Origin of the sequence: Salinisphaera sp. C84B14 (assembly GCF_040361435.1) — a bacterium.
Taxonomy (GTDB): domain Bacteria; phylum Pseudomonadota; class Gammaproteobacteria; order Nevskiales; family Salinisphaeraceae; genus Salinisphaera.
The window spans coordinates 120,094-142,467 of sequence record NZ_APNL01000008.1 but is presented as its reverse complement, the minus strand read 5'-3'; the positions used below and the strand labels follow the sequence as shown (position 1 = coordinate 142,467).

Here is a 22,374-nt window from a genome sequence, read left to right as displayed (position 1 = left end):
GTCGGGTTGGTTTAGCAGCGACGTTAACCCCTTTACTGGGGCGAAACAACACGCTTAGTCATTCGACAAGGTCGGTTTCTCACCGGCCAGTTCGGCGCGGCGGTTGGCGACCATGGTGGCGAAGTCTTCGGGCAGATCCTGGGCCAGCAACCGGTCCCAGTAGTCGATAGCCGCCTCACCCTCGCCGCGCTCGGCCGCGGCCAGGCCCAGATACCAAAGCGCCTCGCGGCTTTGTGGCTCCAGTTCGAGCAGCTGCTCGTAGAGTGTTTTCGCCCGACCCTGCAGATCATCGGTCGCGGCCAGAGTCGCCTGCGCTTCGGCGGCGATGATCGGCGGCCGCGGCGCCGGCATGGCCGCATTGAGCGCACGATATTGCTCGGCGGCCGCGCCGTAATCGCCGCCGGCCTCGCTCGCACGCGCGAGCATCGCGCGTGCCTGCATGTCGTCGGGATGATCGTTTACCCGCTGCTCCAGTTCCGCGATCATCGCGTTCAGGTCGGGCGTATCCTGTTCGACGAAGGCCTGATAGTCGCCGATCTTCCAGTACACCGCGGCCGAGCCGCCCACCATCACGGCGAGCACCAGTATCGTGGCCACCCACGGCCGGCGCGCAGCCCTGGGCGACGGTGCCAGCTCAGGCGTATCGTCGATATCGGCGAGCAGGCGGGCGCCGAGCTCATCCTTCTGGCTTTCGGCGTCCTGTCGAGTCAGTGCGCCCGCAGCCACCTCGCGCTCGATCTCGGCATAGCGCTGATGGTAGATCGTGATATTCGCCGCCCGGCGCTTGTCCGCGGACGGCGTGCCCGCGCGCCAGAGTGGCACCAGAACGAATACGAGACTGGCAGCGACGAGCACTGCCGCAAAAACAAGAAATTCGGTCATGAACGCTCTTCAGACGAGTCGGTGTCCGCGTCTCGTGCCTGTTCGTCGAGCACACGATTAAGTCGCTCGCGGTCCAACGACGGCGATGGCGCCGGCGCGCCACGGCGCCGGCGCATCAGCAGGAAAACCACCAGCAGGCCGATTGCCAGCATGACGAACGGCCCTGCCCAGAGAATGATCGTGGCCGAATCCAGCGGCGGATCGTAGAGCACCCACTTGCCGTAACGATCGACCAGGTACTGCTTGATCTCGGCGTCGCTGCGCCCTTGCGCGATCTGACGTTCAACGATGGCGCGCAGGTCCTGGGCCAGCGGCGCATCCGATTCGGCAATGCTGCGGTTCTGACAGATCAGACAACGCAGCTCGGCGTTGAGGGCGTGATAACGCGCCAGTTCCTCGCCCTGCAGGTCTACCGCCTGGGCAGCGGACGTAGCGAGCAACAGCAACAAGCCGACCAGCAGCGTGCGCATCAGGATCCCTTTGCCTTGAGCTGCTCGAGCTTCGGAATGAGCGATGCGTTCATCTCTTCGCGCGTAATCGGCCCAACCACCTTGTAACGGATGATGCCCTGCGCATCGACCACGAAGGTCTCCGGCACGGCCGACACGCCCCAGTCGATACCGGTCGCCCCGCTCGGATCGAATGCGACCACCGCAAACGGGTTGCCGTAGCGCCCCAGCCAGCGCAGCGCGTCGGCCTCGGTGTCCTTGTAATTCAGACCGACCACCGGCACGCCGGTACGCCGCGACACGGCAGTAATCAGCTCGTGCTCTGCGCGACAGGCCACGCACCAGCTCGCCCAGACGTTCACCAGCGTCACCCGGCCTTTCAGATCGTCGACCGTGATCCGGTCCCGGTCGGAGGCGAGCGTCGGCAGATCGAATGCGGGCGCCGGCTTATCGATGAACGCCGAGGGCAGGATATCCGGGCGCCGCGTGAGGCCGTAGCCGAGCAGCACGATCAGCGCAAACACGATAACGATCGGCAGAACCAGGCGCCAGCGCATCATGCACTCGCCGTGGTCAGGCCGCGATCCGTTGCCACCGGCTTGTCAGCGGTGGCACGGCGGCGGCGATAGCGTTTGTCGGTGAGCGCGATCAGACCACCCAGCGCCGAGATGAAGCCGCCCGCCCAGATCCAGCGCACGAACGGCCGATGATAGATTCGCACGCTCCAGGCATCGCCGGACAACGGCTCGCCGAGAGACACATAGATATCGCGGGTGATACCGACATCGATACCGGCTTCGGTCATGCTCTGACCGCCGGCGTTATAGCGTCGTTTGGAGGGAAACAGCTCCGCGATCTGGCGGCCGTCTTCGCGAACGATGAAATCGCCGATTTCGGCAACGAAATTCGGCCCGTCCACGTGCCGGGTACCGAGAAAGGTGAACTCGTAGCCAACCATTTCCGTGCTCTGCCCTGGTGCCAGCCGTACGTCGTGCTCGCCGCCGAAGCCGCTCACCAGACTGACACCGATGACGAAAATGCCCACCCCGGCATGGGCGAGGGCCATGCCGACCACGTTGCGCGGCAGCATCACGCGACGCCCGCGGCTACGCCGCAGGATATCCTCGAAAGCGGTCACGATCGCCCAGCAGCCCAATACGCAGCCGGCAACCGCGGCCACCGCCGTGGTGCCGACCGTGAATAGCGGCAGGGCCACGCCAGCGACGATGGAGACGATCAAGGGGACCCAAAGGCGCGAACGCAGCACGTCGGCCCGGGTACGCTTCCAGGCCATCACTGCGGCGGCGCCGATCAGCACCACCAGCGGCACGGTCAGCGGAATGAAGACCTTGTTGAAATACGGCGGGCCGACCGATAGGCGCCCCATGCCCAGCGAATCAGCCAGGATGGGATAGAGCGTGCCCAGCAACACGCCGGCGGCAGCAACCACCAGGAAGATGTTGTTGAGCAACAGCAAGCCTTCCCGAGACAACGCCGCAACCGGCTCGCGGCCGGCTTCGAACTGGGCCGCGCGCAGGGCGTAAAGCAGCAGCGACCCGCCGACCACGACAGCAAAGAAGGTCAGGATGTATATACCGCGGGTCGGATCGGTGGCAAAAGCATGCACCGAAATCAGCACCCCCGAGCGCACCAGGAACGTCCCCAGCAGCGACAAGGCAAACGCGGTGATCGCCAGCAGTACCGTCCAGCTCTTGAAGATGCCGCGCTTCTCGGTGACCGCCAGCGAATGAATCAGCGCGGTGCCGACCAGCCACGGCATGAAGGAGGCGTTTTCGACCGGGTCCCAGAACCACCAGCCGCCCCAGCCCAGTTCCTTGTAGGCCCACCAGCTGCCAAGCGTGACGCCAATGGTCAGAAACATCCATGCCGCGGTCGTCCAGGGCCGCGTCCAGCGCGTCCAGGCGCTATCCACGCGGCCGGTAATCAAGGCGGTTATGGCAAAGGCGAAAGCCACGGCGAAGCCCACATAGCCCATATAGAGCATGGGCGGATGCACCACCAGCCCAGGGTCCTGCAACAGCGGATTGAGGTCGCGGCCTTCCATGGGGGCCGGGAACTGGCGCTCGAACGGGTTCGAGGTAAACAGGGTAAACAGCAAGAACCCCACGCTGACCGCGCCCATCACCGCCAGCACACAGCTGGCCACGTCGCGCGGCAGGGTCCGGCTGGCCAGGGCAACCGCCAGGCTCCAGCCTGCCAGCAGCATCATCCACAGCAGCAGCGACCCTTCGTGCGCGCCCCAGATCGCAGACAGCCGATAGAACCACGGCAGCTGGGTATTGGAGTTCGCTGCCACATAGGCCACCGAGAAATCGTTGGCATAGAAGGCGAAACCCAGGGCGACAAAGGCAATGCCCATCATCACGAACTGACCGATGGCCGCCGGTGCCGCCACCGCCAGACAATCCGAGCGCGAACGCCAGATCCCGTACATCGGCAACACGGTCTGCAGCGTGGCCAGGCCCAGGGCCAGAATCAGCGCGAAATGGCCGATCTCCGGGATCATCGCTGGGCCTGCATGTTGCTGGGCATGCAGCTTGTGCCCGAGGCGTCCTTCATGGCTTCTGCCACATCCGGCGACATATAGTTCTCGTCATGTTTGGCCAGGACCTCATCGGCCACGAACTGGCCGGATTCGTTGAGCTGGCCGTAGGCCACGATGCCCTGCCCTTCGCGAAACAGGTCCGGCAAGGTGCCACGAAACTGTACCGGCACGCTGGCTTCACAGTCGGCCAGCGTGAAGCGCACCAGCAGGTCGTCGTTGTTGCGCTCGACCGAGCCGGTTTCCACCAGCCCGCCAATCCGGAAGCGGGTATGCGTCGGCGCTTGCCCGCCCACGATTTCGCTTGGCTGATAGAAATAGAGGATGTTTTCGCTGAATGCGGTCAGGGCAAGCGCTGTAGCCGCGGCCAGGCCAACGAACAGCCCGCCGACCAGCATCAGACGACGACGTCGTGTTCTAGTCATCGAATTCCTCGTTCTTGATCCGCCGGGCGATCTGACGATGGGCGATTACAGGCGCGACGATATTGCCCACGATGACCACCGCGGCGATGGCGTAGCTGCTCCACACATAGCCGGCATAACCGCCCATGGCCCAGAATTGCTGCCAGGATTCATGCATCGGAAAACACCTTCTTGACCCAGCGGCTACGCCGTTCGCGCCTGAGCAGTTGCACGCGCATGTTCCAGAGCGTGAGCCAGCCAAACATCAGAGTGAAGCCGAGCGCGGCACACAGCAGCGGCCAGAGCATGGCCATCTCCATGGCCGGGCGCCCGAAGCGGGTCACGGTCGGGCCCTGGTGCAGCGTATTCCACCATTCGACCGAAAAATGAATGATGGGCACGTTGATCACGCCGACCACCGACAAAAGCGCACAGGCGCGTGCCGCGCTGCGCGGCGATTCGATGGCGTTATGCAGGGCGATGACGCCGAGATACAGAAACAGCAGGATCAACTCGGAGGTCAGGCGTGCATCCCAGACCCACCAGGTGCCCCACATCGGCTTGCCCCAGATGGAGCCGGTGACCAGGGCCAGAAAAGTAAAGCTCGCCCCGACCGGCGCCGCGGCGACCACGAAAATCTCTGCCAGCTTGAGGCGCCACACCAGGGCCACCGCGCCTGCGATCGCCATGCTCGTATAGCCGAACAACGACAGCCAGGCGCTGGGCACGTGGATATAGAGGATACGAAACGCGTCGCCCTGCTGATAATCGACCGGCGCATTAACCAGCCCGCCGTATACCCCGTAGGCGGCGAGCAGCAGCCCCGGCACCGCCAACGCAAGCGCGATGGGCCGGCTGACCCGGTAGAAATACGGCAGCGATCCGAAACGATGCAGCCAGAGCATGAACGCAGACTTCGCCAAAACGCCTACACCGTTGCGTTGCAGATAGATTGTGGATTAAGTCGACGCATAGTGTGTCTCGACCATTCAGGCGATGCATTGATCTGGCGCAACCGTGTCGCGCCCGAAAATCTTCGGCCCCGAGCCGGCTCGGGGTTCCCTACTCCATGCTGATTTTCAACGCCGCCGCGATCGCAAAGGGCGCGGTACTGATGCCGAGCATGAGTAGCGCAGCCAGCAGATAGAGCGCGCCCGCAGCGGGCAAGCCTTCGATCGCCGCGCGCATGGCGCCCGCGCCAAAAATAAGCACCGGCACGTAGAGCGGGAAAATCAGCAGACTCAAAAGCAGTCCGGCACGCGGCAGGCTCAATGTCAGTGCCGTGCCGATCGCCCCCACCAATCCCAGGGTCGGCGTGCCGAGCAACAAGCTGGCCATGATAACGGGTACCGCGCCCACAGGCACGCCGAGCAGCAACACCAGCAGCGGCGAAGCCAGCACGAAGATCAACCCGCTGGCCAGCCAATAGGCCAGCACCTTGGCCAACGCGATCACTGCCAGCGGTTCCGGTGAAAGAACGTATTGCTCCAGAGTGCCGTCTTCGTAATCGGGCTTGAACAGCCGCTGCAACGATAACAGCGCGGCCAGCAGTACCGACATCCAGATCAGCGCCGGCGACACCGTCACCAGAATCGACGGACTCGCGCCCGTGCCGAGCGGAAACAAGGCCACCACCAGCACGAAGAACAGCAGATGGTGGACCAGCACGCCGCGCTGTCGAAACGCCAGCAGCAGATCCCGGCGCAGCACCGCCCAGAACACGCTCAGCATGGCAACAGCTCGATCGATCGCACCGGCACGTCGGCCAGGGTCAAGGCCTCGTGGGTGGTGAACACCGCGATGCCGCCCGCCGCCACATGGGCGGCTATCCGCGCACACAGCAGCGCGCGCGAATCCACGTCAAGCGCCGAGGCCGGTTCATCCAGCAGCCACAGCGGCGCATCGGTCAACCACAGCCGCGCCAGCGACACGCGCCGCTTCTGTCCCGCCGAAAGGCGTCCGCTGGGCCGGTGCGCGAGGCGTTTAAGGCCCAGCTCGGCCAGGGTGTCGCGAATACGCCCCGGCGCCACGCGACGGCCACACAGACGCATGAGCACGTCCAGATTCTCGACCGGGGTAAGTGCCGCATTGAGCGCGTTGTCGTGGCCGACGAAACACAGCTCGTCCTGCAGGAGGACGGGGTCGTCGACAGCGCCCGCGTCGCGGGCCGACTCCCAGACGACCTCGCCCGTCAGGGGCGCCTGAAGTCCGCCCAGAGTGCGCAAAAGCGTTGTCTTGCCGGCCCCGTTTTCGCCGAGCACGCGCGCGGCCTCGCCGCCCACGAGGCTGATATCCAGCCCCTGGAACAAAGCGTTCTCGCCGCGCCCACAGCTCAGGTTTCGAATGCCGAGTCGCGGCCGCTTCATAAGTCGCTTTCAAAAAGGCCGTGAAGCCGTTGACTGGTGCCCGGAGCCGGACTCGAACCGGCACGGCCCGAAGGCCAAGGGATTTTAAGTCCCATGCGTCTACCAATTTCGCCATCCGGGCGCGAGCGCGGAATTCTAGGCGCTGTCAGCGGCCCAGTCGAGGCGCAGACGCGCGTGCGCTTGTTGAAAGCGGGCGACCGCCGCCTGCTAGCGGCACGCCGGTACTGTCGATTGTTGTACTTACGGATCAAACCGATGGATGGCAGCGCCCGGGCGCAAGGCGATTGGCGCCAATACCAAGAATATGTATTCAGAACATAACTGCCCGGCCGGTAACGTGCTCACGCGCCAAAGGGCTTGGCATTTGGACTAGACTATCCGCGGGGACAATACGGGATGGGCGCTTTGCTGACGAAACTTCGTATCGTGGGGAGTATGGCCGCACTGGCCATGCTGGTGGTGGGCTGTGCGAGCGCGCCGCCTACAGTCGACGGCACAGGTTCGAAGCCTGGACCGACCGCGACCCGCTCGACGGCGCCCGAGCCCGAATTGCCTTCTGCCGGGCCCCGGACCGACGCCAACGCCCCGTTGCCCGCGGCAGCCGAGGCCGATGCCCCACGCGGTGTGGTTCTAGGGCCGGGGGATATCGTGGAAATGCGCATGTTCGGTCAGCCGGACATGAATACCCAAGGCTTCGTCGCGGATAGCGGCGAGATCTCGCTGCCGCTGCTGGGCGCGGTCGATATCGGCGACCTCACGCCCAACGACGCCCAGACCCGAATCGAATCCGCCTATCGCGATCAGGGTTATTTCCGCGACCCGCAGATCAGCCTCACCCTGGTGGAACACCGCAGTCAGCAGGTCGCGGTACTCGGCGCAGTCAACCAGCCGGGACGGTTTTCGCTGTCGAGCCGTACCACCCTGCTCGACGCGCTTGCCGAGGCCGGCGGCATCACCGCCCGCGGGGCGCGTTCCGTGATACTGATCCACCGCGGCGACGCGCCACGCCAGCGCGTGGACATCGATGCGCTGGTGGCCGGTAGCGGCGCCGGCGACAACGTGCTGAGGGCCGGGGATACGATCTACGTGCCCCAGGCGCCGCTGTTCTATATCTATGGTCAGGTACAGCGCCCCGATGCCTATGCCATCCAGCCCGGCATGACCGTCATGCAGGCGATCTCGACCGGCGGCGGGCTCACCGATCGCGGCTCGAACTCGCGCTTCACCATCCACCGCAAGTCGCCCGACGGCTCGGTTCACGAGGTCGACGCGCGACCGACCACCCCGGTACAGCCGGACGACGTGATCTTCGTCAAGGAGCGCTTCTTTTGAACACAGGCATCGATCGCCCGTTGATTCCGGGTATGCGGGCCACGCCCACCGTCGGCCAGATCACGCGCGCACTGCGCGCACGCTGGCGCATCGTGGCGGCCGCCGTGGTGGTGTTCATGGTGCTCGCCGTGATTGCCGCACTGCTGATGAAAAGCTACGAGGCGCGTGCGTCGCTCGTCATCGAATTCCCGAGCCTTGACCCGGTCACCGGCCAAGCCCGCTCGACCGCGCTCGCGGACAGCTATCGGGCGACCCAGATCGATCTGATGACCAGCCAGAACGTCATGCTCGGCGTGGTCGATCAGCTCGGCCTGGCCGAGGATGCCGAATTCAGCGCCGAAGTCGACGGCGACGGCGGCGAAGGCACGCTGCGCCAGCGGTTGGCCTCGAAACTCGGCGAGCAGGTTCAGGTGCGCGCCGGCCAGGTCAGCCAGCTTCTGGTGCTGTCCTATCGCGGCGACGACCCGCAGCGCAGCGCGGCTATCGTCAATGCCGTGATCGACCAGTACATGAAGGCCAGCGACAGCATGGCCACCGATCCGGCACGCCAGCGCCTGGGCCAGTATTCGAGCTTCCTCGACGGCTTGCGGGCCAAGGTCGACGAAGCCCAGGACGAACTTACCGCCGCGCGCCAGCGCTTCGACGTGATCGACTCCACCGCTGCCGAAGGCGTGGAGACCAGTCGCCTCAACGATCTGGGCACCCGGCTGAACGCGGCACAGGCACGGTTGCAGGCGGCCCAGGCCGAAGTCGACCAGATCAGTGCCGCCCGCTCCGGCGGCCAGCCGGTGGTGGCCCAGGCCGATATTCTGGACAGCAACGTGATCCAGACGCTCAAGAACCGGCTGGTGGAATTCCAGGCCGAGCGGGCCGACGTAGCCGAATCGCTGGGCCCGAACCATCCGCGCATTCGGGCTATCGACGGCCAGATCGCCACGGTTCGCAGCCGCCTGAGCGACGAGATCGATGCTTATCTGGCCGCCGCGCGACAGAGCGTGCAGGCGGCCGGCGCCGAGGTGAATGCCCTGCGCGAAACCTACGACGCGGCGCGCGACGAGGTCATGGATAAACAAACCAAGCGCAGCCAGCTGGACAGCTATCGTCGGCGTCTGGATAGCGCATCCCAGGTCTATGAAGCCGCCCTGTCGAGCTACGACCAGGTTCTCGGCGGCAGCGAACTGACCGCCCAGAACGTCTCGGTGATCACCCGGGCCAGCCCGCCGACCAACACCGCCGGCCTGAGCTTCAAGCGCAAGCTCGCCGTCGCGCTTGTTCTTGGGGCGATCGTTGGCACCCTGATCGCCCTGCTCCAGGAACTGCGCGATCGCCGCGTTCGTCACCCTGAAGACATCGAACGCGAGCTGGAACTGCCGGTCCTCGGCGAACTCGATCTCGGAGGCAGCCGATGAATCAAGCGCCACAGACCGCTTCGCGAATTCACGCGGACGTATTCGCCGCGCATGCGCCGCATTCGCCCAAGGCGGATACGCTGCGCGCCACGCTTGCCCGTATCGCGCTCGGCGACGCCCACGCCCGATGCCTGGCGGTGGTGGGCTGCGGTGCGCAGCGGAATCGCAGCGCGGTGGCAGCCAATCTGGCCGTACTGCTTGCCCGCTCCGGCCAGCCCACGGCCCTGATCGATGCCGCCCGCCAGCACCCCCGGCAACAGGAACTGTTCGGCCTCGCCGATACCGGCATGACGGATATCGCGGCAGTGCCGGGACTTACCGTCATGCGCGGTACCGATACCCAGCCGTCGCTTGCCGAAACGCTGGTCGAAGCACCGGGCCAGTTCGGCCAGTTCGTGGCGCGTCTACGCCAGGACTACGAGTTCGTGGTGATCGACACGGCCGACCATCCCCAGGATCTGGACGCGATTTCGGCGGCCAGCGTCAGCGACGGCGCGCTGCTGGTGGTCGAGCGTAACGCCACCGCGCTGCACCGGCTGCGCGAGCTGACCGACGGCTTGCGGGAAAGCGGTGCCGCGCTATTGGGCGCCGTGCTCACCGACCGCTGACGCCCATGCCGCTGCCGGCTGCCGACGACCAACGTTTTACCTGGCTGCTCTTGACGCTGTTCTGGGCAACACTGGCATTCGCCTTGTTGCCCGACGGCCTCGACTGGGCGCGCGATACGGCGCTGCAAAACGCCCAGCAGGGCTCGTTCGTGCGCCGTATGCAGTGGATGCCGCCGTTTATCGTCAGCGCGCTGGTAATCTGGCTCCGGCGTGGCGTGGCCGCGCAAGTCGTCCGCCAGATCGACCCCTGGCTTGCACTGTTCGTCGGCTGGGCCATCCTCAGCCTGGCCTGGTCGGACTACCCGGCTGCCACCGTACGCAAGCTGGTATTGCTCATCGGCACGGTACTCATTGCGCTGGCCTTCCAGGTCGCAGCCTGGCGGCCACAGCGGCTGCGCCGCCACAGCCGTGCCTGTATCAGTGCCCTGGTGCTGGCCTCGGTCGCGGCGGTATTCCTGATGCCGGATATCGCCCGCGTCGCCGGCTACGACAATGCCTGGACCGGCATTGCCCGCAGCAAGAATCATCTCGGCATGGCCGCGGGGTTGATGATGGTGTTGTGGATACACGGGCTGGCCATCGGCGAGGTCCGGGCGCTGCCGGCATTGGCCTGGACCGCGGTGGCCGCACTCACCCTGATCATGGCGCGCAATGCCACCGCCCTGCTCTGCGTACTGGCCGTACTGCCGCCGCTATGGCTGTTCTTCAGGCCGGTCGTTTCCATGCGTCGCATGGCCGTAACCGGCGCGCTCGCGCTTGCCGCGACCGTGGTCACCTTATTGTTCGTGATCCTGGTCGGTCACGGCATACCCACCTGGCGCGAGCTGGTGGGCCCGGTTGCCACTGCCGTGGGCCGCGATGTGACCTTCACCGGACGTCTGGAAATCTGGCGCCTGGTGTATGCCGAAGTGGTCCAGCACCCGTGGTTGGGTACGGGTTTTCAAGCCTTCTGGCTCGGCGCCGGCGGCCCCGCCCCGTGGGTGACACAGGATCTCTACGGCGGTTTGTGGCAGGCCCACAACGGCTATCTGGACGTGCTCAACGAACTGGGTATTCCGGGCCTGCTGATTACGCTGGGCTTTTGCGTGAATACGGTTCGGCGTGGCCTGGTGCTGGTCGGGCGCTGGCCGGCCGAAGCCAGCTGGCTGATCGCGTTCACGATGTTTCTTATGATCACCAATATCGCCGAGTCCACCCTGTTCCGGCCGATTCATTTCCTGTTTTTGCTTTCGATTCATGCCAGCATGGCGCTTGCCCGGCTGCGCGTCATCGACCGGTTGGAGACGGCGCCATGACCGCAGCCCGACAGATGATTTCGTGCTGCCTGCCGGGCGTTCGCGGGCTGCTTGCGGCTGTGTTGCTAGCGGCTGCGAGCACCGCCGTTGCCACCGTCAGCGTCGACGTGGTGCTGCCCCCGATCCCGGCTGCGGCGGCCAATGCCAGCGTATTCGCAACGCCCATCGCCGCCAGCGGCCACAGCGTCTACACGGTCAACGTCGAGCCGGGCCCGCGGCCGGTGCCGACCCACGGCTTTGGCTTTCATACCGTCGTACGCAAGGGCGTACGACGTGACGACGGCGGCTGGGACTGGCATTCGCATTTGCTCGACAACGATACCGCCAACGACCCCTATCATACCGCTGCCTCTATTGGCCTTGATCGGAAAGGCTTCGTGCATGTGGCCTACGACATGCACAACCTGCCCTGGCAGTATTCGGTATCCTCCGAACCCGAATCGATCGACGACTTCGTCTTCCGCGGCCAGCGCGTATCGCAGAAGGCACGCTGGGGCAGCCAGAATCGGCGGGTCGAATTCCCGACGCCGGGCACGGCGGCCATTCCAGGGACCCAGATTACCTATCCGTCGTTCTTCAACGATCGTAACGGCCAGCTCTACGTCACCTACCGCTATGCCGTGCGCCCGGCCCGTACCTGGTCACAGCGGCTTTTTTCGGGCGGGCTGGCCCGCTACGACGAAGCCAGCCAAAGCTGGCTGCCCATCGGCGGCGAAGTGCGCGTCGACGGCGACGATATCGAACTGCCGGCGGGGCGCTCAGTACACCTGAGTCGCCCGTTTATCAGCGAGCCCGGCTGGTGGGTCTATCAGATGCGCCTGGCCTTCGACGCCGACAACGGCATGCACGTCGCCTGGCTGTGGCGGCGCGGCGATTCGGGCGTCGACCAGAACTTTGCCAGCTATGCTTATCTGCCGCCGGATCGCGATACCGCCTACAACGCCGATGGCCAACGCTACCGACTGCCCATCGATCTGGCCGCGGCCAGTCGGGTCGCGCCCGAACGGATCGCCCGGCTGGCGCCCGACGGCCTCTACAGCCCGGCCCGTATCAGCGTGAGCGCGGACGGCCATCCGGTGGTTTCGCTGCAGTCCGTGCACGGCCCGCGTTATCGCAGCCGCCTCGACGACGGGCAATGGTCCGACCCCGAACCCGTACCCCGCCAGGCGTTTGAAACGCACTATGACGACAACGGACACGAATGGGCGTTCGCGACCGGGCTGACCGTGCTGCGCCGTCCTGTCGAGGCCGATGGCCAACCCACGGGCGCCTGGCAGACCGTCTACAAGGGCGATGGCGACCGTGGTACGGCTCTTTGCCATACCCGCGCCATACCCGCCCCGCCCGACAGCGCCGCGACGTTCTATATCCACGCCAACGTGCTGGACAACGGGCGCTGCCGCGACGACCGCGTCACCATCGTACGGCTGAGCGAGGGCTAAGGTGTCCATGCGCGTCGTCATTCATGCCCCCTGGCCGGCCGAGTACGTGGCCGAGCTGGCCCGCGCTCTGGCCGCACGCGACGACGTCGCGCGCCTGTGCCTGATCGTGCGCGCGGATTTCGCCTATGCCGAGGCGGCCGGCTGCACGATCGCGCGCTGCTATCCGGCGGCCCGCCGCAAGCGCAATCGCTGGCAGCGGCTGAGCGCCCATGCCAAGGCGCTGGTGCGTACCGGCATGCGGATCTGGCGGGAACGCCCGCATGTCTTTCATGTTCAGGCACTGCATCAGCCGTTGCTGGACTGGCCGCTGCTGCTGATCGCGCGCCTGCGCGGGGCACGCCTGGTCTGGACCGCCCACAACAGCCTGCCGCATGAAAGCACGCGGTTCGATACGGTGCTGTTTCGGTGTGTCTATCGCTATGTCGATGCGGTGATCGTGCATACCCGTTTCACCGCTCGTACGCTGGCAGAGGAGCTCGGCGTACGCCGCGACAAGGTGCACGTGATCGCACACGGCCCGCTCACTCTGGGCGCCGCACCTGCGCCGTGTCGCGAGGCTGCGCGCGAAGCCCTCGGCGTGGCCGACGAAACCTTCCTGCTGCTGCTGTTCGGCCGAATTCGGCCTTACAAGGGGCTGGATCTGCTTGTATCCGCGCTGGATCGTATCGCAGACCCCGATATGCGCCTGATCGTGGCCGGCGAGGATACGTTCGGCGAGGGCCGACGCCTGCTTGCCAACCGTAATGACGTGACCGCCGATCTGAGCCGGGTGGATGACCACACCACGGCCCGTTATTTCGCTGCGGCCGATCTGGTGGTGCTGCCTTATCGCCGTATCGATCAGTCCGGCGTGCTCATGCTGGCGTTGACCTATCGCTGTGCGGTGCTCGCCAGCGATATCGGTGGCCTGGCCGAAGTCATCGAGGACGAGCGTAGCGGTTTTCTACTGGCACCGGTGGATGCCGAGACGCTGGCGGACCGTCTGGCCGATCTGAAGTCACGCCCGGACGCGCTCGAGACCATCCGGCGCAACGTCGCCCGGGCCCAGGACGGCGAACAGGGCTGGCCGCAGCTGGCCGCGCATACCGCCCATCTCTATCAACGGGTGATCTAGCATGCGCCTCGCCTTGCACAAACTCATACAGCCCCGCCGGCGCACGGCCGTCAAGGCAGACGCGCGGGCGCAGGACGACGCGGTGGCGTGCGCTCACGTACTCATCATCGTCGAGAATCTGCCGCTGCCCTTCGATCGCCGCGTCTGGCAACAGGCCTGTGCGCTACGTGATGCCGGCTATGCGGTCTCGATCATCTGTCCTGTGGCCGATGGCTATCGCGAACGCTATCTCGAGCTCGAAGGCATCGCCATTCATCGACACCCCCTGCCCAACGAAGCCAGCGGCGCCTGGGGCTATCCGCTGGAATACGCGACCGCCCTTTTCTGGCAGCTCCTGCTGACCGCGCGTATCGGCCGGCGTCGGCGTATCGACGTCATTCATGCCTGCAACCCACCCGATACCATCTTTCTGGTGGCCGCCGCGGCCCGCCCGTTCGGCGTACGTTTTCTGTTCGACCATCACGACCTCTGCCCGGAACTGTTCGTTGCCAAGTTCGGCCACAGCGGCCCGATTTATCGGCTGATGCGCGTGCTCGAGCGGGCGACGTTTGCGATGGCGCGCGTATCGATCGCCACCAACGACTCGTTCAAGCGTATCGCCTGCACCCGCGGCGGCATGGACGAGGCCGACGTATTCGTGGTGCGCAGCGGCCCGAACCTGGAACGCGTCCGTCGAGTCGCACCCGACCCGGCCCTGCATAAGGGCCGTACCTATCTGGTGGGCTATGTCGGCGTCATGGGCGAGCAGGAAGGGCTCGAGGACTTGCTGCACATGATCGCGGATATCGTCCATCAGCGGGGCCGCCGCGATATCCAGTTCTGCCTGGTCGGCTTCGGCCCGTCGCTCGAGGGCCTGCGCCAGCTCGCGCAAGAGCTCGCTATCGAGGCTTATGTGGATTTTCCGGGGCGCCTGGCCGGCGACGATCTGATGCGCGTTCTCTCCTCGGCCGATATCTGTGTCAGCCCGGACCCCAAGAACGACATGAACGACCAGTCCACCATGAACAAGATCCTCGAGTACATGGCCCTCGGCAAGGCGCTGGTCCAATACGACCTCACCGAAGGCCGGGCGTCGGCCGGCGAGGCGTCGTTGTACGCACGGCCCGGCGACCGCGCCGACTTTGCCGACAAGATAATCGCGCTCCTGGACGATCCGTCGCTTCGCCAGCGGCTGGGCGAGGTTGGGCGCCAGCGTATCGAAGAACGCCTGGCCTGGCACCACGAAATACCGCGCCTGCTGGCCGCCTACGAGCGGGTGCTGGCATGAGCGATACGCCGGAACAGGCCATCGGCCATCCGCGCATTCTGGTCATTTCGCCGGTTCGCGACGAGGCTCGCTTCATCAACGCGGCCATCGACAGCCTCAGCGCACAGACGGTACGTCCGAGCGCCTGGGTCATCGTCAACGACGGCTCCAGCGACGATACCTCGGCGATCGCCCGGGCGCGCGCGGCAGAAACCGACTTCATTCATGTGATCGACAAACCCGATCGTGGGCGCCGCGAAGTCGGTTCCGGCGTGATCGAGGCATTCAACTACGGCCTGGCCGCCGCGCCGATTGCGGACTGGGACTACATCGTCAAACTCGATGCCGATATCACCTACGGACCGCGCTATATCGAACGCATGCTCGCAGAGTTCGCGAGCGACGAGCAGCTAGCCGCGGTATCCGGGCGCGTGTTCCGGCCCGAGCCCGGCGGCGATGTCGAGGAGCGCAAGAGCCCCGACATGGTGTGCGGGCCGTTCAAGTTCTATCGGCGCGCCGCCTTCGAGGCCATCGGCGGCTTCGAACAGACTCTGCAATGGGACGGCATCGATATTCATCGGGCACGCATGACGGGTTGGCGTACCCGCAACATCCCCGACCCCGAAGCGCGAATTCATCACCACCGGCTGATGGGCTCTTCCCAGGTCAGCATCGTGCACGGAAGACTGCGCTGGGGGCGCGGCATTCATTTCATGGGCTACGACCCGGCCTATGCGGTGGCATCGGGTATCTATCGCATGCGCGACTGGCCCTACGGGGTCGGCGGTCTGCTCATCATCGCCGGCTATTTCGGCGCCGCGGCACGCGGTGTGCCGCGCTACCCCGATCCGGCATTCCGGCGCGATCTGCGCCGCTGGCAACGACGCCAGCTCGCTGCGCTGCCGGTGCGTTTACTGCGCGCTCTTCGGCGCGACCGTGACGCAAACGGGGCCGATCGATGAACGCCGGGACACGCACGTTTTCCGCGCCCTTGTTCCACGGCCTGGCTTATGGCGGGCTCAGTACGGGCCTGCTGCTGGCGATCGCGGCGCTGTCGCCCCAGGGCATCAGCGAGAACGACCGCGAGCTGGCGGTACTGGCATTTGCGGTGGTCGGCGTCGTATTCAGCCGCTACAACCTCATCTGGAAATGGCAGATGGGGCGACCGGGCTCGATCGGCACCGGGGTCATACTCAGCTGGCTGCTGTGCGCGGCCGGCTTCGTATTTCTCGGCTTTCTCACGCGTCGCTCGGACGAATACGAACGGCGTGTGATTCTGCTATGGCTGCTGTTCACGCCGATGGCCTTCGTAATCGCGCATCACATCGTGCGCTATATTTTCTTCCGCTTTTTTCCCGACTCGATGAAATCGCGCAGCGCGGTCATCGTATTCGTCAACGAAGGCGCACAGCGGCTCGCGCATATCCTGTCCGCTCTGGACGTGCCGAAATTCCGGCTGCTGGGTTATTTCGAAGATCGCAGCCCGGAACGCGTCGGGCATAGCCATGAGGATCGTCCCGTGCTCGGCGGCACCGAGGATGTGGTCGACTACGTCAATCGCCACAGCGTCAACGTGGTTTTCGTGGTGCTGCCGCTGGAGGGCGCGGAGCGCGCGACGCATATCGTTCGCCGGCTGGGCAACACGACGGCGTCGATCTTCTTCATGCCGACCTCCCCCCTGTTTCGCAGCGACCAGCTTCAGTTCGCCAATATTGGCGGCGTACCGGTGTTCTCGTTCAGCGACAACCCGTTCTTTGGCGCCGACGGCGTGCTCAAGCGGTTCATGGATATCCTGTTTTCGGCAGGCGTGCTGGTCGTACTGTCGCCACTGTATCTGCTCATCGCCGCGCTCATCTGGGCGACGTCGGGCCGGCCCGTAATGTTCACCCAGGAACGCTATGGCCTCGACGGCCGACGTATTCGGGTCCACAAATTTCGTACCATGCATGCCGCCGAGCCCGATGCCGGCGTGGCTCAGGCCACCCGCGACGACCCGCGTGTTACATCGGTCGGGCGCCGGCTGCGCCGCATGTCGCTGGACGAATTGCCCCAGTTCTGGGACGTGCTGCGCGGCGATATGAGCGTGGTCGGCCCGCGCCCGCATGCCATCGAACACAACGAAACCTATCGTGGGCTGATCGAACGCTACATGCTGCGCCACAAGGTTCGCCCGGGCCTGACCGGCCTGGCCCAGGTCAACGGACTGCGCGGCGAAATCCATGAGCTGGACTGCATGGAACGCCGGGTCGAGTACGACCTGCGCTATATCCGTACCTGGTCCCCCGGCCTCGACGTCTACATCATAATGCGCACGATTGCGCTGATCTTTCGCGATCGTGCGGCCTATTGAACTGCGCTACATGCTGGCGGCCTCGCTGGTGGCACTGCCCTGCGGTGCATACCCCGGCGAGCTGCGCCTGTCGCCCTATGTCGAAACCGGCATCAGCCGCGACAGCAACCTGTTTGCCTCCAGCGAAGACAGCCGCGAGGCCGACACGCAGCGCCGGGCCACCGTCGGCGCCGATGCGCTCTGGGGCATGTCGCGCCAGCAGCTGTCGCTGCATGTCGATCTGAGCCAGCTCAGCTACGTCAACAACGAACGCCTCGATCACAGCGCCTACAACGGCAACTTCGTCTGGAATTACGAAGTCGGCCATGCCCTGCGGGGCCGGGTCTATTACAACCGTTCGCGCCAGCTCACCGACTTCGAAAACCGCAGCACGCGCGAACAGGATTTCATTCGCCTCGCCAACCCGGGTATCGAGACCACGCTGGTCGTGACGCCGCACTGGCACGTCGTCGGCGGCGTTGACTATCGGACGCGCCAGCACACCCTCGATAGCGAACGCCGCTACGATCGCGACGAGCTCGAATCGCGCCTGGCACTGCGCTTTATCGGCTCACCGCAGGCCAGCCTGACCGCTGGCGTTGAGCGTATCGACGGGCGTTACCCCGAGCGCGATCCAAACGACCCGCTCGCCCGCCGCTTCGTGCAGCATGAGCCGTTCGGGCGCCTCGACTGGCAGGTGTCCGGGCTGTCGCGAATTCAGCTGCGCGCCGGCTATGCGCACCGCGATAACCGCGGCGGACAGTCGGAGGATTATTCCGCGCCCACCGCGCGCCTGAGCTATATTCGCGACATATCGGCGAAAACCCGGCTTCGCTTCACCCTGTCGCAGGATATCTACTCGGCCGACAACATCGACGCCAACGCCCTGCGCAACCGCGGCGCCGAGGTTGCGCTCGACTGGGAATACGGCCCGGCCATCGAGCTGACCGCGCGCGGCGCCTGGAATCGACGCGATTATCAGCAAACGTCGGTGGCCGACGATACCCGCCAGGACGAAGTCCGCAACTACGGGCTGGACCTGACCTGGCGGCCACGGCCGCAGCTCGCCCTTATCGCCACCGGCGAGCGCGTCATTCGCGACTCCAGCGAGCCGGCCTTCGACTATCGCGAGTGGGTCGGCGGCATCGCGGTCCGGATCACGCTGGATCCGCTGCCGCAGTAGCCGTGCTCAGGCCGGCACGCCGGGTTTGCGTCCACGCAGGGCGTTGATCACCGAATAGAGCAGCGCGCGCTGAAACAGCAACGCCAGGGCGGCGTAGACGAGCACGCCGGCGCCCACCTGGACGACCAGCATGAGCGCAGCCGATGTGCCCGGCACCCACCACCGCGCGACCGCAACCACCGACAGCGCCATGATGGTGGCGTTGACCAGGCTGGGCAGCACCGAGCGCACAAAGGCGCCCCGGTCGATACCGAACACCGGCCGGGCAACGGTGAGATAGAAGCCCGCCATGGCCGCGGTCGAAACCATGCGCGCTACGCCGATCGCGATCAGCCCCAACGGCGCCAGCAGCCAGAGCGCGGCGGCGACGCAAACCAGCTCCGCGGTCAGGGCCAGACAGCACAGGCGTGCCTCGCCACGCGCGGCCAGCGCCGTCATCAGAAAATGCGTAGTCGCCCCCACACCGGCGGCCAGCGCGAGCCCCGCCGCGATGGGTCCCGCCGCGGCCCAGCGTTCGCCGCCAAGCAAGGCGATGAGCGTCGGCGCACAGGCCGCCAGCCCGAAGAACACCGGCAGCAAGATCATCGAGGTATGCGAGACCGTACTGGCCACCGCGGCCCGCAGGCGCTGCGGTGCATCCTGGGCGCGCACGAAAAACGACATCGCGATGTTATGGCTTACCGAGGCCGTGGGCCCGCGAACCGGCTCGATGATGCGCAACGCCATGTTCAGATAGCCGGCGCCTTCGAGGCCGAACAGCCGTGCCACAACGCCCTGGAACACGGCGTCGCCGGCCTTGTCCACGCAGCGTGCGGCAAAGAACCAGCCGGCCACGCCCGAGAGTTCACCCAGGCCGTCGAGCGACCAGGCCGGGCGCAGGCGGACCGGATTGTCGACGATCAGCCACAGCAGCGTCGCAAAACGCGAAACCAGGCGCACGGCCAGCAGCGACCACACCCCCACGCCCGAGAAGACCAGGGCTAGGCCAACGCCCACGCCGAGCGCATCGCCGGCCAGGTTGGACCAGGCAATTCGAGCGAAGGCCCGGTGGCGGCGTGCCATGGCGGTAAAGATGGCCACCCCCGCATGGGCCAGCAGGATCGGGCTGAAACCGGCGACCAGCCAGGCCAGCGTGACCGTTTCACTGGTGCCCGGATAGACACGCGCGATGACCGCGGCGGCCGCAAAGCTGGCCGCGATCAGCGCGACCGAGCCGGCCAGCACCAGCGCCAGCGCACCGGCGAAATGGGAGCGCGAAATCAGCCGCCGTTGTACCAGCGATTCCTCGAACGGCGCGGTCACCACGATTGCCAACAGGCTGACCACGACGATGGTCAGCGAGGCGCGGCCGAATATTTCCGGCGACAGCCAGTAGGCAAACACAACCGTGGTCAGCAGCTTCAACAGAATACGTCCGACGGCGTCCGCCAGCGACGACGACAGCCATTTCAGCACGGCGTGACCTGCGTTTTGCGACCCGGACGCGCGACAATACGCGCATGACACGCGATCATTGCCTCGAAGAGATAATCGCCGGCCTTTTGCCGACAGGCGCGGTCGTACGCGCGGGGCCGATCGCCCCGGCCGGCGCCCTGCCGCCCGCCGAGGCGGCGCTGATCGAACGCGCGGTCGACGCCCGGCGTGCCGAATTCGCGAGCGCGCGTACGCTCGCCCGCGCGGCCCTGGCCGCCCTGGGGCGTCCGGTCGCCGCACTCGGCGCCAGCGGTGACGCCGGCCCGGCCTGGCCGGACGACGTGACCGGCAGCCTCACCCATGCCGACGGGGTGGCCGCCGTCGCCGTGGCGTATCGGCATACGATCGGCGCGATCGGTATCGATATCGAAGGCCCGCGCACGCTGGACGCGCCGGTCTGGCCGAGCGTATTCACGGCCAGCGAACGCGCGAAGCTGATCGACGAGCGCGATGCCGTACGCCTGTTCTCGGCCAAGGAGGCGGCCTACAAGTGCCTGGCCGGTCTCGGCCGGGCCGCGACCGAATTTGTCGATTTCGAGTTGATCGCCACGGCGAATGGTTATCGCCTGCAAATGGCCGCGTCGCCGCCCCAGCTCGATATCGTGGTGCGCAGCCGCGCTCAGGACGAGCGCATCGTCTGTGTCGCCTATGCTCATTCGGCCGTGGGCCAGCCGGCCTGAAGCCAGGCGATCAGCGTTTCGATCAACACCATTCGCTCGGCGTTACGTGAGAAGGTGTGATCGGCCGAGGGCAGAAAATGTTCTTCCAGATGGCCGCCGAGGTCGACACCGGCCTGTGCCAGCGCCCGGCGTAGCTGCCCGGCATGGTTGTAGTAGCTGTGCGTCGCGCCGGAATAGGCATAGAACAGCCGTACCCCGCGTTTGACGAGCATGTCCAGATCGCGGGCCAGCGTGTCGCGCTCGGGCATCTGAAAGAAATCCACGCCCTCGAGCACCGCCCGGTCGGCGTCGGCCGGCGCGCCGAACTTGCGTTCGAACCAGTTCTGCCAGCGTCTTGGCGAGGCCAGCCGATGGGCGACATAGCGCCATTTGAAGCCGGCCGTAATGGCGCCATGGCCATCGATCTGGGCCATGCCCACGACCGCGTCGTTGGCCAGCGCCACCCGATGGGCGTCGTCGGCGCCGCTGCACAGGCCGAACAAGACCACGCCGGACGCGCCGGAACGCGCTTGCAGCAGCTCGGTGGCGGCAGCGCATTCGGCCAGCAGCTCGTCTTCGCGCTCGGCGGCGAGCGGTCGCTGTGGCTTGCGGCTTTCGCCCATGCCGGCATAGTCGAAGCGCAGGCTGGCAAAACCGGCATCACCCAGCGCCCGGGCCACCGCGACCGACAGCCCGCGTGGACCGACTCGGTGCTCGAGCCCCGAGTTGAGAAACAATACCGCGGGGCGCTCGCGCGCCTGCGGTGTATCGGGTTCGCAGAACATCCCCACCAGATGCGATTCATGACCGAAATGCAGCGGTGTTTCACGCATCTCAGGCGAGCACCCGGTCGAGCATGGGCTGGGCCGACTGCGGCAGTGCGACTCGACGGTACTGCGCGCGTATGTCCATCCAGTCCATCGCCTCGGGCATCTCGATGATTTGGCCGCCACGGGCGCTGACCGTATCGATGACCGGCTGGGGCGACTCGCCGGGGCTCAAGGCCAGATCCCAGTCGTCCGTTCGCGTCTCGGCATAGTTCATGAGCTGCACGCGGGCGAGTTCGTCGACCACCGGCGACGGCCAGTGAAAGCCCAGATACTCGTCGCCGCCACGCTCGGCATGATGATGGCGAGATGGCCGATACCGGTTCATGTTGTGCGTCTGGCTTTCGTGCATCACCGCGATCTGCTTGAGATAGGTTTCGCCGTCGACCACCGGATCCCAGAACAGCAGCCGTCGGCGCTCGCGCGTCTGGGCGCTCGCAGCGGCCGCGATCAATGCCCCGACCCGTACCCCGACAATCCGGACATGCGACAGCGCGGTGGTGTCGCGCAGCCAGGCAATGGCTTCGCCGGTATTGGCGACCCAACGCGCCCAGCTGGCTTCGTGCTGGCGACCATGGCTTTCACCGGTACAGGCATAGTCGAAACGCAGCACATGCGCATTGCGCGCGGCCGCCGTTTCGGCGAGCTGCCAGCAGGCCCGATAGGCCCGCATATACTCGTAGCCGATCCCCTGACAGATCAATAGAGCGGTTTCCGGGCCCGGCGCATGCGCCGGCGGCTGATGGTAGGCGCCGTAGAGCGCGCCGCCGGCACCGAAAAAGAACGGCTGCAT

The 22,374-nt window shown here is 65.8% G+C and carries 23 protein-coding genes and 1 tRNA gene; 11 read left to right on the top strand and 13 right to left on the bottom strand.

All coding sequences use genetic code 11. From position 1 onward, the window contains the following. Positions 1-54: 54 nt before the first annotated feature. The 10 genes from ccmI to C84B14_RS09035 all read right to left on the bottom strand — a co-directional run bounded on the left by ccmI (position 55) and on the right by C84B14_RS09035 (position 6,785). On the bottom strand, positions 55-882 hold the full coding sequence (gene ccmI / locus C84B14_RS09080; RefSeq protein ID WP_348765498.1) for a c-type cytochrome biogenesis protein CcmI: 828 nt from the start codon (positions 880-882) through the stop codon (positions 55-57). Beyond that, positions 879-1,352: a cytochrome c-type biogenesis protein gene (locus tag C84B14_RS09075; RefSeq protein WP_353223502.1), complete on the bottom strand. Its 474-nt coding sequence runs from the start codon at positions 1,350-1,352 to the stop codon at positions 879-881. The genes ccmI and C84B14_RS09075 overlap by 4 nt, the downstream gene beginning before the upstream one ends. Next, on the bottom strand, positions 1,352-1,888 hold the full coding sequence (locus C84B14_RS09070; protein WP_353223500.1) for a DsbE family thiol:disulfide interchange protein: 537 nt from the start codon (positions 1,886-1,888) through the stop codon (positions 1,352-1,354). Before C84B14_RS09070 ends, C84B14_RS09075 begins: the two co-directional genes overlap by 1 nt. Continuing rightward, positions 1,888-3,858: a heme lyase CcmF/NrfE family subunit gene (locus tag C84B14_RS09065; protein ID WP_353223498.1), complete on the bottom strand. Its 1,971-nt coding sequence runs from the start codon at positions 3,856-3,858 to the stop codon at positions 1,888-1,890. The genes C84B14_RS09070 and C84B14_RS09065 overlap by 1 nt, the downstream gene beginning before the upstream one ends. After that, positions 3,855-4,319: a cytochrome c maturation protein CcmE gene (ccmE, locus tag C84B14_RS09060; RefSeq protein WP_348765494.1), complete on the bottom strand. Its 465-nt coding sequence runs from the start codon at positions 4,317-4,319 to the stop codon at positions 3,855-3,857. The genes C84B14_RS09065 and ccmE overlap by 4 nt, the downstream gene beginning before the upstream one ends. Next, positions 4,312-4,476 (bottom strand): heme exporter protein CcmD, encoded by a 165-nt coding sequence (ccmD, locus tag C84B14_RS09055; RefSeq protein WP_348765493.1) that lies wholly within the window; start codon positions 4,474-4,476, stop codon positions 4,312-4,314. The genes ccmE and ccmD overlap by 8 nt, the downstream gene beginning before the upstream one ends. Continuing rightward, positions 4,469-5,203, bottom strand: coding sequence for a heme ABC transporter permease (locus tag C84B14_RS09050; RefSeq protein WP_353223572.1), 735 nt, complete (start codon positions 5,201-5,203; stop codon positions 4,469-4,471). The genes ccmD and C84B14_RS09050 overlap by 8 nt, the downstream gene beginning before the upstream one ends. 157 nt (positions 5,204-5,360) lie before the next feature. After that, positions 5,361-6,029 (bottom strand): heme exporter protein CcmB, encoded by a 669-nt coding sequence (gene ccmB / locus C84B14_RS09045; RefSeq protein WP_348765492.1) that lies wholly within the window; start codon positions 6,027-6,029, stop codon positions 5,361-5,363. Beyond that, positions 6,023-6,664 (bottom strand): cytochrome c biogenesis heme-transporting ATPase CcmA, encoded by a 642-nt coding sequence (ccmA, locus tag C84B14_RS09040; protein ID WP_353223496.1) that lies wholly within the window; start codon positions 6,662-6,664, stop codon positions 6,023-6,025. The genes ccmB and ccmA overlap by 7 nt, the downstream gene beginning before the upstream one ends. Before the next feature lie 34 nt (positions 6,665-6,698). After that, positions 6,699-6,785 (bottom strand) — tRNA-Leu (locus tag C84B14_RS09035). 284 nt (positions 6,786-7,069) lie between these two features. Between C84B14_RS09035 and C84B14_RS09030 the strand changes: the two genes are divergently transcribed. Genes C84B14_RS09030 through C84B14_RS08985 form a run of 10 tightly spaced genes read left to right on the top strand, consistent with a single transcriptional unit; the run spans position 7,070 to position 18,622 of the window. Further along, the gene (locus C84B14_RS09030; RefSeq protein WP_353223494.1) at positions 7,070-7,996 is read left to right on the top strand and encodes an SLBB domain-containing protein; all 927 of its coding nucleotides are present in this window, start codon (positions 7,070-7,072) and stop codon (positions 7,994-7,996) included. Further along, on the top strand, positions 7,993-9,405 hold the full coding sequence (locus C84B14_RS09025) for a capsular biosynthesis protein (RefSeq protein ID WP_353223492.1): 1,413 nt from the start codon (positions 7,993-7,995) through the stop codon (positions 9,403-9,405). Before C84B14_RS09030 ends, C84B14_RS09025 begins: the two co-directional genes overlap by 4 nt. Next, positions 9,402-10,013 (top strand): P-loop NTPase family protein, encoded by a 612-nt coding sequence (locus tag C84B14_RS09020; protein WP_353223490.1) that lies wholly within the window; start codon positions 9,402-9,404, stop codon positions 10,011-10,013. The genes C84B14_RS09025 and C84B14_RS09020 overlap by 4 nt, the downstream gene beginning before the upstream one ends. A 5-nt stretch (positions 10,014-10,018) precedes the next feature. Then, on the top strand, positions 10,019-11,308 hold the full coding sequence (locus C84B14_RS09015) for an O-antigen ligase family protein (protein WP_348765487.1): 1,290 nt from the start codon (positions 10,019-10,021) through the stop codon (positions 11,306-11,308). After that, a complete protein-coding gene (locus C84B14_RS09010; RefSeq protein WP_353223487.1) occupies positions 11,305-12,750 on the top strand; it encodes a BNR-4 repeat-containing protein in 1,446 nt (481 codons plus the stop codon). Before C84B14_RS09015 ends, C84B14_RS09010 begins: the two co-directional genes overlap by 4 nt. 7 nt (positions 12,751-12,757) lie before the next feature. Beyond that, entirely contained in the window at positions 12,758-13,864 is a 1,107-nt protein-coding gene (locus C84B14_RS09005; protein ID WP_353223571.1) for a glycosyltransferase family 4 protein, read from the top strand. 1 nt (position 13,865) lies between these two features. After that, positions 13,866-15,131 carry a glycosyltransferase family 4 protein gene (locus C84B14_RS09000; protein ID WP_353223486.1) on the top strand — a complete coding sequence of 422 codons (1,266 nt, stop codon included), beginning with the start codon at positions 13,866-13,868 and terminating at the stop codon, positions 15,129-15,131. Beyond that, positions 15,128-16,072, top strand: a complete 945-nt coding sequence (locus C84B14_RS08995; protein WP_348765483.1) for a glycosyltransferase family 2 protein — start codon at positions 15,128-15,130, stop codon at positions 16,070-16,072. The genes C84B14_RS09000 and C84B14_RS08995 overlap by 4 nt, the downstream gene beginning before the upstream one ends. Next, positions 16,069-17,460, top strand: a complete 1,392-nt coding sequence (locus C84B14_RS08990) for an undecaprenyl-phosphate glucose phosphotransferase (RefSeq protein ID WP_353223484.1) — start codon at positions 16,069-16,071, stop codon at positions 17,458-17,460. The genes C84B14_RS08995 and C84B14_RS08990 overlap by 4 nt, the downstream gene beginning before the upstream one ends. Next, the gene (locus tag C84B14_RS08985; RefSeq protein ID WP_353223482.1) at positions 17,447-18,622 is read left to right on the top strand and encodes an outer membrane beta-barrel protein; all 1,176 of its coding nucleotides are present in this window, start codon (positions 17,447-17,449) and stop codon (positions 18,620-18,622) included. Before C84B14_RS08990 ends, C84B14_RS08985 begins: the two co-directional genes overlap by 14 nt. A 6-nt stretch (positions 18,623-18,628) precedes the next feature. Here the strand turns inward: C84B14_RS08985 and C84B14_RS08980 are convergent, their stop codons facing one another. Then, positions 18,629-20,077 (bottom strand): oligosaccharide flippase family protein, encoded by a 1,449-nt coding sequence (locus tag C84B14_RS08980; protein WP_353223480.1) that lies wholly within the window; start codon positions 20,075-20,077, stop codon positions 18,629-18,631. 44 nt (positions 20,078-20,121) lie between these two features. Between C84B14_RS08980 and C84B14_RS08975 the strand changes: the two genes are divergently transcribed. Then, positions 20,122-20,775 carry a 4'-phosphopantetheinyl transferase superfamily protein gene (locus C84B14_RS08975; RefSeq protein ID WP_353223478.1) on the top strand — a complete coding sequence of 218 codons (654 nt, stop codon included), beginning with the start codon at positions 20,122-20,124 and terminating at the stop codon, positions 20,773-20,775. Here C84B14_RS08975 and C84B14_RS08970 read toward each other — a convergent pair. Together C84B14_RS08970 and C84B14_RS08965 are read right to left on the bottom strand one after the other, a co-directional pair. Next, on the bottom strand, positions 20,748-21,587 hold the full coding sequence (locus tag C84B14_RS08970; protein WP_353223476.1) for an alpha/beta hydrolase family protein: 840 nt from the start codon (positions 21,585-21,587) through the stop codon (positions 20,748-20,750). The two genes, C84B14_RS08975 and C84B14_RS08970, sit on opposite strands and share 28 nt — an antisense overlap. Position 21,588: 1 nt before the next feature. Further along, complete coding sequence (locus C84B14_RS08965; protein ID WP_353223475.1) at positions 21,589-22,374, bottom strand: alpha/beta hydrolase family protein; 786 nt, start codon at positions 22,372-22,374, stop codon at positions 21,589-21,591.